Below are 11,212 nucleotides of genomic sequence, written 5' to 3' on the forward strand. Positions count from 1 at the left end.
CGGAGTGCTCAGTCGCGACGGCGTCGCCGGGCTGGTCTGCCTCGGAGGGAGTCTCTGGTTCCTCGCCCTGACCCGCGGGCTTCCGCATCCGGCCCTCGTCCCCATCGGCCCCGCCTTCTACCCGCGCATCCTCCTCACGATCACGGCGCTCCTGAGCGCCGCGCTGGTCGTGTCCTATCTCGTGCGTCGCCGCAAGGCGGCGCGGCCTGCGCCGGTGCGGTACGGCTTTGTGATCCTGACGTTCGCGATCTTCGGGGCGTACGTGGCGGTTCTGCCTTCCCTCGGCTATCGCGTTGCGACCTTCCTGTTCGTGGGCGGGCTCCAGGCCGCGCTCGAGCGGCCGCGCGGTCGCCGCTGGGGACTCGTTGTCGCCGTCGCCCTCGTGACAACCCTTGCCACCTACTACGTGTTCGAGGGCTACCTGTCCGTGCTGCTGCCGCGCGGCCGGCTGAGCGGGTTCTGAGGGATGTTCGCGTCGCTCCTCGGCAGTCTCGGTGACGTGCTCCACCTCCAGTACCTGATCCCGCTCACGATCGGGACGCTGGCGGGCCTCATTGGAGGCGCCCTGCCGGGGGTGACGATCACGATGACCATCATCATCGTGCTGCCGTTCACCTTCGGCCTCGACCCCCTTGCCGGGCTCGCGGCGATGGTGGGGGTGTACGTGGGGGGCGAGTCGGGCGGGCTCGTCACGGCAAGCCTGATCGGGATTCCAGGCACCCCCTCGGCGGTCGCGACGACGTTCGACGGCTTCCCCATGGCGCGCCGGGGCGAGCCGGGGCGGGCCGTCTGGCTGGGCACCTGGGCGTCGTTCATCGGGGGGCTTCTCGGGGCCTTCTTCCTGATCCTCACCACCGAACCCCTGGCCCGCTTCGCCCTCCGGTTCGGGCCGTGGGAATACTTCTCGCTCTTCATCTTCGCCCTGGCCATGGTGGCGGGGCTCACCGAGCGGTCCCTGCTGAAGGGTTTTCTCTCGGGCGCCCTCGGGTTGATCGTGACGGTCATCGGCGCGGATCCCATCATGGCAGTGCCCCGCCTGACCATGGGGTCCGAGTTCCTGCGCGGCGGCTTCCAGTTCCTGCCCGTCCTGATCGGCATCTTCGCGTTCGCCCAAATCATGACCGATCTCGAAAAGATGGGCGACGGGGGGCCGCAGGTGCAGGTACAGACGTCGAGTCTCGCCGTCTCCCACCTCGCGATCATCTGGGAAATCCTCAGGCGGCCCTTCCTCCTGCTGTGGTCGACGCTGATCGGCCTGTGGATCGGCGTGCTGCCTGCGATCGGCGGAAGCGCGGCGAACGTCATGGCGTACGACCAGGCCAAGAAATTCTCCAAGCATCCCGAAAAGTTCGGCACGGGAATCCCTGAGGGAATCATCGCCGCCGAAGCGTCCAACAACGCCAACGTCGCCGGGTCGCTGGTGACGATCATGGCCTTCGGCATCCCGGGGGATGCCGTGACGGCAGTGATGCTCGGCGCGATGATCATCCACGGCATCCAGCCGGGCCCGCTGTTCATCGTTCAAGAGCCGCACCTGGCGTACGGGATCTTCGCCGCGTACATCCTCGCCCACCCGGTCATGATCGTCCTCCAGTGGCTCCTGGCGCACGTCTATCTCCGGATCGTACAGGTGTCGAAGGCCATCCTGATCCCTATCATCCTGGTCCTGTGCATCATCGGCGCCTATGCCCTCAACAACACCATGGAAAACGTCTACGCGCTTCTCCTCTTCGGGGTGATCGGCTACCTCTTCGTCAAGTTCGGGTTTCCCCTGGCGCCGTTCATCCTCGGCGTCATCCTGGGCGACCAGATCGAGATCAACCTGATTCGGGCGATCATGACCGACGCCGACCCGTGGCTCTTCATCACGCGGCCGATCTCGGGGGTGATGCTCGGGCTGTCCGTCCTCTCGGTCGCGCTCGCGCTCTGGCAGCACCGCCGCACTGAAGCCCGCCTCGCGGAATCCGCCGAACCGGAAGTGGAATTCTAGGAATTCTAGGGGTCAGGTCTTGCAATGCGACATCTGGTTGCCGCAGATGATTGCCCGTCGCGGGCGGGGCTGCAGGCAATGTATGAATGCAAGACCTGACCCCGATACTAGGTGGGAAGGCGAAACGTAAACGTCGAGCCTGCCCCGACCGCGCTGGTGACCCAAATCTTGCCGCCGTGGAGCTCGACGAACTTCCGGCAGAGGGCGAGCCCGAGCCCCGTCCCCTCCTGCTTCGCGGCGCTGGCCCCCACCTGCCGGAACTCCTCGAACACCGCCTCCTGGTCCTCGGGCGCGATGCCGACCCCCGTGTCGCTGACCGACACCTCGACGGCCCCGTCCCTGAGCGCGGCCCCGACCTCGATCCGGCCGCCCTCGGGCGTGAACTTGATCGCGTTCGACAATAAGTTCAAGAGCACCTGCCGGATCTTCCGCTCGTCCCCCCGAATCGTGCCGACCTGCTCCTCGACGGCAATTCGCACCGTGATGCCTTTTCGACTGGCCCGTTCCCGGACAAGCGTCACGGCGTTGTCCACTGCCGCGGGAAGGTCGAAGTCCGTCAGCTCCAGCTCCATCCGCCCCGCCTCGACCTTCGAGAGATCGAGGATGTCGTTGATCAGGGACAGCAGGTGCTGTCCGGAGGCGTGGATATCCTTCAGATACTCTTCCTGCTTCGGGTTCAGCTCGCCGAACATGCGCTCGTTCAGCACCTCGGAGAAGCCGATGATCGCGTTGAGGGGCGTACGCAGCTCGTGCGACATGTTCGCCAAAAACTCGGACTTGTGACGGCTCGCGACCTCGAGCTGCCGGCTCTTGTCCGCGATCTCCCGGAAGAGCCGGGCGTTCTGGATGGCCAACGCCGACTGCGTGGCGAAAGTTCTCAGGACGTCGATGACCTCGGGAGGGAACTCTCCCGGCGCCTTCCGGTTGAAGGACAGGCTGCCGATGATCTGGTCTTCGCGGAGCAGGGGCACGGAGAGGAGCGCCCGGTAACCGAACCGGATGAGCGTGTCCCGGACGCTGCTCTGGTAGGCCCCGGGCTGGGTGATGTCGGGGATCTGGACAGGCTCGCGCATCTCGGCCGCCCGCCCCATGAGCCCTTCGCCCTTCCGGAGAGGCACCGCCCGGAGGGCCTCGACAAACTCCGTGTCGTCGTTGTGGGTCGCGCGCAGCTCAAACTGCTCGGCGCTTTCATCGTACTCGTAGATCGAGCAGCCGGCCGCGCCGGCCAGCTGGCTGGCGTGGGAGACGATCGTGTTGAGCACTGTCTCGACGTCGAGTGTCGAGCTGAGGGCCTGACTGACCTCGCCCAGCGCCGTCAACTGCTCGACGGAGCGGGTCAGCTCGCCGGTCCGCGCCTGCAGCTCCTTGAACAGGCGCACGTTCTCGACGGCGATGACCGCCTGGTCCGCGAAGGTCTTCAGCAGCTCGATCTCGTTGTCCGAGAACGGCCCGGGCTCGGCGCGCGCCACCACGATGACGCCGATGGGAGTGCCTTCCCGCAGCATTGGCACCCAGAGGCCGCTTCGAAAGCCGATCGCGCGGGACAGCGCTTGATACTGGAACTCCGGATCTAGGTCGATATCGGGTATGTGGACAACCGCGCGATCGAGGATCGCCCGTCCTGGCAACAGCGCCCGGGTTGGGCGCGCAGGATATATGCGATGCAGCTCCTCAAGGGCTTCGGGGGTGTGGTTGTGATGGGCGACAAAATGAATCAGCTCGCCGTCGAACTGCAAGAGCCCGCTGAAGAGGCCGTCGCACAACCTCACGGCGCTTCTGACGATCGTGTCGAAGACCGGCTGCACATCGGTCCGCGACTGGCTGATCACGCGAAGGATCTCGCTCGTCGCCGTCTGCTGCTCGAGGGCGACAGTGAGATCGCGGTTGCGTGCCTCCAGCTCCTTGAACAGGCGCACGTTCTCGATCGCGATCACGGCCTGGTCGGCGAAGGTCTGGACGAGAGCGATCTGCCTGCCCGTGAACGCTCGTACCTCGCGCCGCCACAGGATGATGACCCCCACGAGCGCGCGCTCGCGGAGGAGCGGTATTGCCAGCACCGTCCGCGCCTGCTCGGTCAGAAGGAGAGTTCGCGACTTAAACGACGGGTCCGACAGAAGGTCGACGACGTGGACGGGGCGGCGCTCGAATGCAGCCCGACGGGCGGGGCCCTCCGGACTCGGCCGCTGGGGATTGCGCTTGATGAATTCCACGAACTCGGGCGACGCGTTGTGCGCGGCGCCGTGGACAAGGTACTCGCCGTCGTAGCGCCACAGCGCGGCAAGGTTAGCCTCGCAGAGTGTCGTCGCATTCGACAAGATCGCGCTGAACACCGGCTCCAGGCTCGTGTGCGAGCTTGAGATCACCCGCAGGATCTCGCTCGTCGCCGTCTGCTGCTCCAGCGCCTCGGTCAGCTCGCCGTTGCGGGTTTGCAGTTCCTTGAACAGGCGGGCGTTCTCGATGGCGATGACGGCCTGGTTGGCGAAGGTCTGGAGCAGGGCGACCTGCCTCTCAGTGAAAGGCTGAACCTCGGCGCGGCGGAGGCTGATCGAGCCGATGGCCACGCTTCCTCGCATCAACGGAACGCTCAGCGCCGTCCGGTGGCCAAAGTGCCGTGCGACCTCGCTGCCCTCTGGGAACTGATCGACCTCGGCCTGGAGGTCAGCCACATGGATGGTCCGCGCGTCGAGCACCGAGCGACCATTGACCGTCCCGCGGACGACCGGGAGAGAGGTCTCGCCGACGGGACCAAAGGGGATCGGACCGTGATGGGCGACGAGCAGGAGCCGGTCGCCGTCGCGGCGGAGGATGCTGGCGTCCTGGGCCTCGCAGAGGCGGGCGGCACTCTCCGCCACGGTGTCGAACACCGGCTGCACGTCTGTCGGAGAGCTGCTGATCACCCGCAAGATCTCGCTCGTCGCCGTCTGCTGCTCCAGCGCCTCGCTTAGGTCCGCGTTGCGCGCCTCCAACGTCTGAGACAGGCGGGCGTTCTCGATGGCGATGGCGGCCTGATCGGCGAAGGTCTTGAGCAGGGCGATCTGCTTGGGCGTGAAGGGGCGCACCTTGGTGCGGCGAATGGCGATCGCCCCGATCGCGACGCCGTCGCGCAGGAGCGGCGTCGCGAGCACGGTTCTCACGCCAAGGGGAGTCAGGGCCGCCCTGCTATCCACGAACCCGGCCCGGGCGGTCTTGGTGAGGTCACGGACGTGGATCGTCCGCCGTTCGAGAATCGCACGGTGCGAAACCGTGTCGAGAGTGAGCGGATTCACCTCACCCAGCTTCCGGAGCGCCCGAAGCCGCCCGTACCTCCCGACCAGCCGCGACTGGTCGCCCTCGACGAGGAGAATCAGGGCGTCGTTGGCCTCGCAGAGGCGGGCCGCCGTCTTTGCGATGGCGGCCAGCATCGGTTGGGGGTCACCGAGCTGGGTGGAACGCTTCATCCGAGGGCCTCCGAGCGAGCCGGGACGGGAACGATCGAACAGTAGCGGCGAGCTTAGCCGCAGGCCGCCAGAGGGTCAAGGATGACGTAAGCGGCTCGATCAGCGCCCGCCCCTCAGCGAAGCTTGCAAGGATTGAGATTGGGATACATCTTCCGGCACTTGATCTCCTGGAGGCGCTCATAGACCTTCCGCTCCGACAACAACTCGGCGTTTGGTCCAAGCGCTCTCACGCCGCGCTCCGAGCCCCACAGGATGTCCATGCCCGTGCCGTCAGGCGTGACAAGAAAGTAGACGTTCGCCGTCGGACAGGCGTGGGCTCTACACCCTTCGAAAAGAACCCGGCTCCCCTCGTCCGGATAGATCACGATCGAATCCGCCGGAAACTCCACCTCCGAGTCACCGTTGATTGCCTTGGCCTCCTGCCCCATCGTCTTCGCGGCCAGCGCCTTGATCGGATCGTTCCATTCATCCCTGTAGCAGGTCCGCTCCCCTTTGAGCCTCTCAGTCTCGGCGCAGATGCGCGGAAGCAAGGGCGCAACCGACTGCTGTCGAATGACGAAGTCGCGCCTGGGTTCGGGCGCTCTCCCTCCCGGGTACGCCTGGAGCAGGCTCCCGGCTACGATGAGGCCCAAGCCGGCCCAACCGAGAAGGGCGTACTTGCGTGCCGCGCTGACCGTGCCTCCCGTTCGGAGGCGGTACGGCATCCCAAAGGCGAACAGGAGGAGGATTCCGGCCAAGGTGAGGAGAAGACCGAGGACGCCGGAAGGAGGCATGGTGATCAGATGAACCGTGGCATTTCGCGCCGATCCTGACAGAGCGCGGGTGCGAGGTCAAACCGGAGCCCCGGCGCAAAGGGCGGGAGCCGTTCACGGGGGCCAAGGCCGGCGTGGGGCTGGGCCTTCGACGCCTACCCAAAGGTGCGCCAGATAAGGGCCTTGTTCGGCCGGCGGCTGGCCGAGAGCCCCGTCAACGGCCGTATCAGGGGGACAAGCCGACCCCGGCCAGGCCCCCAAGGATTTGAGGAGTGCTTCGGAAGTATTGAAGTAGTCTTGACTTTTCCCCTCTCCATCAGTATCCTTTGGCGTTTCCTGAAGGCTACTTCAGGGCGACCCCATGCTCGACAGTCTTACCTCGCGCCTCACGGGTATTTTCGACCGGCTCCGTGGCTACGGCCGGCTGACGGAGGAGAATATCCAGGAGGCCCTGCGCGAGGTGCGCGTGGCTCTCCTCGAAGCCGACGTCAATTTCAAGGTCGTCAAGGGCTTCATCGAGCGCGTACGCGTCAAGGCCGTGGGCCAGGACGTGCTCACATCGCTCACGCCGGGGCAGCAGGTAGTCAAGGTGGTGCGCGACGAGCTGGTCGAGCTGCTCGGCGGCTCGGGGCATCGCCTGGCGATGGCGTCTCATCCGCCCACGGTCATCATGCTGGTCGGTCTCCAGGGCTCGGGCAAGACCACCTCGGCCGCCAAGCTCGCGCGGCATTTCCAGAAGCAGGGGCAGCACCCGATCCTGGCCTCGGCCGACGTCTACCGCCCGGCCGCCATCGAGCAGCTCCGCCGCCTGGGCAAGGAGCTCGGGATCCCCGTGCTGGGCGAGGAGACGCAGAAGCCCGCGGCCATCTGCCGCGCGGCGCGCGACGAAGCGGCCCAGCGCGGGCTCTCGCCGCTCATCCTCGACACGGCGGGGCGGCTGCACATCGACGAGGAGATGCTGGACGAGCTCCGGGTGATCAAGAAGGACGTGGCACCGCACCACGTGCTGCTCGTGGTGGACGCGATGACGGGCCAGGACGCGCTGACGGTCGCGGAGAAGTTCAACGCCGCGGTGGGCATCGACGCGGTGGTGCTGACCAAGATGGACGGCGACGCGCGCGGCGGCGCGGCCCTGTCGGTGCGGGAGGTGACCGGGCGGCCGATCGCGTTCGTGGGCGTCGGCGAGAAGACGGACGCGCTGGAGCCCTTCCACCCCGACCGGTTGGCCCAGCGCATCCTCGGCATGGGCGACGTGCTCTCGCTGGTCGAGAAGGCCCAGGCGCACGTGGATGCCTCCCAGGCCGAGGAGATGGCGCGGAAGATCCGCGAGGAGAGCTTCTCCCTCGAGGACTTCGCCACCCAGTTGAAGCAGCTCCGCTCCATGGGGCCGCTCGGGCAGATCATGGACATGCTGCCGATGTTCAAGGGTTCCAAGGGTCTCCCGAAGGAGCTCAAGGGCGAGGAAAAGGATCTCAAGCGCTTCGAGGCGATCATCGGCTCGATGACGCCGGACGAGCGCGTTAAGCCGACGATCATTAACGGCAGCCGGCGCGCGCGGATCGCCAAGGGCAGCGGCACCCAGGTCGCCGACGTCAACCGGCTGCTGAAGCAGTACGCGCAGCTCAAGCAGATGATGAAAGGCCTCAAGCAGATGGAAGGGCGCATGGGCAAGTTCAAGGGCGCCATGCCGTTTCTGCCCAGGTAACAGGCGTGGCCCGATAACAGGCTTGGCTCGATAACAGGCATGGCCTCGATAACCACACGAAAGAGGTGAACAGGTGGCGGTACACATCCGACTGAGAAGGACCGGGACGACACGGAAGCCGGCCTACCGCGTGGTGGTGGCCGACTCGCGCGCGGCGCGCGACGGGCGCTTCATCGAGGTCATCGGGCACTACAACCCGCTGACCAAGCCGCCCACTATCAAGATCTCCACGGAGAAGGCGGCGGAGTGGATCAAGAAGGGCGCTCAGCCGTCGAACACCGTGAAGCACCTCCTGGCGCACGCCGCGAAGGCCGCCAAGGCGTAGCGACGGGTGGCGCCCGGGGCACTCGTCGCGGTGGGAGAGGTGCTCCGGCCCTGGGGGCTCCAGGGCGAGGTGCGCGTCAAGCCGCTCACGGATCACCCGAAGGAGCGCTTCAGGGCTCTCTCCGAGTGCGTGCTGTGGGAGCCCGTGCCCGACCGGCGGGAGCCCTGCCGCATCGCCTCCTGCCGCTTCGAGGGGCAGACGGTGCTGGTCAGGATGGAGGGCGTGACCTCGCCGGAAGACGCCCGGCGGTTCACGGGACGGCTGCTCGCGGTAGCGCAGGAGGACGTGCTGCCCGCGCCCGAGGGGCACTTTTACCCCTGGGAGATGGCCGGCGCCGCGGTGGAGACGCGTGACGGGCGGCGCGTCGGAGAGTTCGTGCGGGTGGAGGGCAGCGAAGGTCAGCCGCTGTGGGTGGTGGCCGACGGCGGCCGCGAGCACCTGGTGCCGGCGGTGCCCGAGATCGTGGTGGAAGTGAACGTGGCGGAGCGGCGGATCGTCATCGACCCGCCGGAGGGGCTCCTGGAGCTGTGAGAATCGACATCGTCACGCTGTTCCCCGGGATGGTGGAGCCGGCGCTCAGCGACTCCATCGTCGGTCGCGCGCGCACGCGCGGGATCGTGGACATCCGCGTCCATAACCTGCGCGACTCCGCCCCGGGGAAGCACCGCGTGACCGACGACACGCCCTTCGGGGGCGGCGGCGGGATGATCATGAAGCCCGAGCCGCTCGCGGCGTGCATCGAGACGCTCAGGGCGCCGGGAGCGCGTGTCATTCTGCTCGACCCGGCGGGGCGCCGGTTCACGCAAGAGGTGGCGGCCGAGTACGCCACGCTGCCTCACCTGGTGCTGGTGTGCGGGCGCTACGAGGGCGTGGACGAGCGGGTGCGCGAGCGCCTGGTAGACGAGGAGCTGTCCATCGGCGACTACGTGCTGTCGGGCGGCGAGGCGGCGGCGCTGGTGGTCAGCGAAGCGGTGACACGGCTCCTGCCCGGCGCCTTGGGTGACGAGGGAGCGCCGGCGCGGGATTCGTTCTCGCGGGGGCTGCTCGAGCATCCGCAGTACACGCGCCCCGAGGTGTTCAGGGAGTGGGCCGTGCCGGAAGTGCTGCGCTCGGGTGACCACGCCCGGATCGAACGGTGGAAGCGCGTCATGTCCGTCTGGCGGACGTGGCAGCGTCGGCGGGATCTGCTGGAGACGGCGGAACTCTCGCCTGAAGAGCAGAAGTGGGTGGCGGGCTTCAGCCAGGGCCGGCCGCCCGAGGACTATATCGAGTAAGGAGCCACGAATCATGCAAGCCATTCGCATCGTCGAAGCGGGACAGCTGAAGAAGGACCGGGCGGGCCTCGCGCCCGGCGACACGGTCCGGGTGTCGGTCAAGGTGATCGAGGGCGAGAAGGAGCGGATCCAGGTCTTCGAAGGCGTGGTGATCCGCAAGCGCGGCGACGGGGTCAGCGCCTCGTTCACCGTGCGGCGCATCTCGTACGGCGTGGGGGTGGAGCGCACATTCCCGCTGCACTCGCCGCGGATCGACAAGATCCAGGTGATGAAGCGCGCTACCGTGCGGCGCTCGAAGCTCTACTACCTGCGGGACCTCGCCGGCAAGGCGGCGCGCCTGAAGGAGAAGCGCATCGTCCAGGTGCCGGCCTCGGGCGGGTCGGAGTAGCGGGAGACATCGGCCACGGGCGCGCCCTATCGCTTCGAGCTGGCGGCGTGGCGGCGCGGCCTCACGCGTGTCGCCGGGCTCGACGAGGCGGGGCGGGGCCCGCTGGCGGGGCCGGTGGTGGCGGCGGTGGTGGTGTTGAAACCGGGCACGCGGATCGACGGCGTGGACGACTCGAAGCGGCTGACGCGGGCCGGTCGGGAGGAGCTGGACGCCGCCATTCGCGCCCGCGCGATGGCGGTGGCGGTCGGGCTGGTGGACGCGGCGACCATCGACCGGGTCAACGTGCTCGAGGCGACGCGGCGGGCCATGGGGCGGGCGCTCGCGGCGCTCGATGTCGAGCCGGAGCTGGTGCTGACGGACTTCGTGAAGCTCGAGGGGCTGCGCTGCCCGCAGCGCAACCTGGTCAGGGGAGACCAGCGGTCGGCCACGGTGGCCGCCGCATCGATCATAGCCAAGGTGGCGAGGGACAGAATGATGGCAGAGGCGGACCGGGAGTACCCGCAGTACGGCTTCGGGCGGCACAAGGGCTACCCGACTGCCGACCACAGGGCCGCGCTGCTGGCTCACGGGCCGTGTCCCCTGCACCGCCGGAGCTTTACGGGCGTCGCACAACCGGATCTGTTCGGATCCGCGCAAGGCAAGGAGTGAACCGTGCCGATTGACACGAGGAAAGCCACAGGCATCAAGGGTGAAGAGGAGGCGGCCCGCTTCCTGACGCGCTGCGGGTACGCCATCCTCGAGAAGAACGTCCGCACGCGCGTCGGCGAGATCGATCTCGTCGCGAAGCATGGCAAGACCCTCGTCTTCGTCGAGGTCAAGACGCGCAAGGACATCGAGAACGCGCCACCGCCCCAGGCCGGCGTCCACACGCGCAAGCAGAACAAGCTCGGCAAGCTGGCGCAGAGCTACCTCCGGTCCAAGCGCCTGCGCGAGCAACCCTGCCGCTTCGACGTGGTGGCGGTGGTGGTGAACGACGAGGGCGGCGTCAAGGCCATCCGCCACATCCCGAACGCCTTTTCTGTAGCCGCCTGGTAACGCGGGCGACGGTCCAAAGTGGACCGCGCAGAAGTTTTTGAAGAGGCTCTGAAGCTGGTGCCGGGGAAGACGGCGCTGGTCGTGGTGGACATGCAGCGCGGCTTTCTCGACCCGGGCGAGGCGATGGAAGTGCCGCCTGCCCGTGACATCATTCCCCGGATCCGCACCCTCCTCGATCTCTTCCGCGAGAAACGCCTGCCCGTCCTCTTTACCGAGTTCACATATTCCGAGCGGGCGTCTCTCCTGGTGGGCGAGCTGCATCCCGAGCATCGTAAGGCTGCCCCGGGCGCTCCCCGCGGGTTCGGC

General features: G+C 67.3%; 11 protein-coding genes and 1 pseudogene. 10 read left to right on the forward strand and 2 right to left on the reverse strand.

The features are described 5' to 3' along the window. Positions 1 to 4 precede the first annotated feature (4 nt). Entirely contained in the window at positions 5 to 463 is a 459-nt protein-coding gene (locus tag Q7W02_19590) for a tripartite tricarboxylate transporter TctB family protein (GenBank protein ID MDO8478357.1), read from the forward strand. A 3-nt stretch (positions 464 to 466) separates the two neighbouring features. Then, the gene (locus Q7W02_19595; GenBank protein MDO8478358.1) at positions 467 to 1,990 is read left to right on the forward strand and encodes a tripartite tricarboxylate transporter permease; all 1,524 of its coding nucleotides are present in this window, start codon (positions 467 to 469) and stop codon (positions 1,988 to 1,990) included. Positions 1,991 to 2,097: 107 nt separating this feature from the next. Here the strand turns inward: Q7W02_19595 and Q7W02_19600 are convergent, their stop codons facing one another. Next, positions 2,098 to 5,427, reverse strand: coding sequence for a GAF domain-containing protein (locus Q7W02_19600; protein MDO8478359.1), 3,330 nt, complete (start codon positions 5,425 to 5,427; stop codon positions 2,098 to 2,100). Positions 5,428 to 5,540: 113 nt separating this feature from the next. Continuing rightward, positions 5,541 to 6,200 (reverse strand): hypothetical protein, encoded by a 660-nt coding sequence (locus Q7W02_19605; protein ID MDO8478360.1) that lies wholly within the window; start codon positions 6,198 to 6,200, stop codon positions 5,541 to 5,543. Between the two features lie 340 nt (positions 6,201 to 6,540). Here Q7W02_19605 and ffh point away from each other — a divergent pair, with 340 nt between their 5' ends. The 8 genes and pseudogenes from ffh to Q7W02_19645 form a co-directional block, all read left to right on the forward strand. Then, a complete protein-coding gene (gene ffh, locus Q7W02_19610) occupies positions 6,541 to 7,884 on the forward strand; it encodes a signal recognition particle protein (GenBank protein ID MDO8478361.1) in 1,344 nt (447 codons plus the stop codon). A gap of 73 nt (positions 7,885 to 7,957) precedes the next feature. Then, positions 7,958 to 8,209, forward strand: coding sequence for a 30S ribosomal protein S16 (gene rpsP / locus Q7W02_19615; GenBank protein MDO8478362.1), 252 nt, complete (start codon positions 7,958 to 7,960; stop codon positions 8,207 to 8,209). Between the two features lie 6 nt (positions 8,210 to 8,215). Beyond that, positions 8,216 to 8,740, forward strand: coding sequence for a ribosome maturation factor RimM (gene rimM / locus Q7W02_19620; GenBank protein MDO8478363.1), 525 nt, complete (start codon positions 8,216 to 8,218; stop codon positions 8,738 to 8,740). Continuing rightward, complete coding sequence (gene trmD, locus Q7W02_19625) at positions 8,737 to 9,483, forward strand: tRNA (guanosine(37)-N1)-methyltransferase TrmD (GenBank protein MDO8478364.1); 747 nt, start codon at positions 8,737 to 8,739, stop codon at positions 9,481 to 9,483. The genes rimM and trmD overlap by 4 nt, the downstream gene beginning before the upstream one ends. Before the next feature lie 13 nt (positions 9,484 to 9,496). Next, a complete protein-coding gene (gene rplS, locus Q7W02_19630) occupies positions 9,497 to 9,871 on the forward strand; it encodes a 50S ribosomal protein L19 (GenBank protein MDO8478365.1) in 375 nt (124 codons plus the stop codon). Positions 9,872 to 9,904: 33 nt separating this feature from the next. Continuing rightward, positions 9,905 to 10,519: pseudogene (locus Q7W02_19635) on the forward strand (ribonuclease HII). A 3-nt stretch (positions 10,520 to 10,522) separates the two neighbouring features. Further along, the gene (locus Q7W02_19640; protein MDO8478366.1) at positions 10,523 to 10,906 is read left to right on the forward strand and encodes a YraN family protein; all 384 of its coding nucleotides are present in this window, start codon (positions 10,523 to 10,525) and stop codon (positions 10,904 to 10,906) included. Between the two features lie 57 nt (positions 10,907 to 10,963). Further along, a partial coding sequence (locus Q7W02_19645) for an isochorismatase family protein (protein MDO8478367.1) occupies positions 10,964 to 11,212 on the forward strand: 249 nt, incomplete at its 3' end.

Source organism: Candidatus Rokuibacteriota bacterium (assembly GCA_030647435.1).
In the GTDB taxonomy this organism is placed as follows: domain Bacteria; phylum Methylomirabilota; class Methylomirabilia; order Rokubacteriales; family CSP1-6; genus AR37.

Excerpts from the sequence above, each read along its gene's own strand:
- Q7W02_19595 (MDO8478358.1), top strand. The coding sequence starts at position 467 with ATGTTCGCGTCGCTCCTCGGCAGTCTCGGTGACGTGCTCCACCTCCAG.
- Q7W02_19600 (MDO8478359.1), bottom strand. The coding sequence starts at position 5,427 with ATGAAGCGTTCCACCCAGCTCGGTGACCCCCAACCGATGCTGGCCGCC.
- Q7W02_19605 (MDO8478360.1), bottom strand. The coding sequence starts at position 6,200 with ATGCCTCCTTCCGGCGTCCTCGGTCTTCTCCTCACCTTGGCCGGAATC.
- ffh (MDO8478361.1), top strand. The coding sequence starts at position 6,541 with ATGCTCGACAGTCTTACCTCGCGCCTCACGGGTATTTTCGACCGGCTC.
- rplS (MDO8478365.1), top strand. The coding sequence starts at position 9,497 with ATGCAAGCCATTCGCATCGTCGAAGCGGGACAGCTGAAGAAGGACCGG.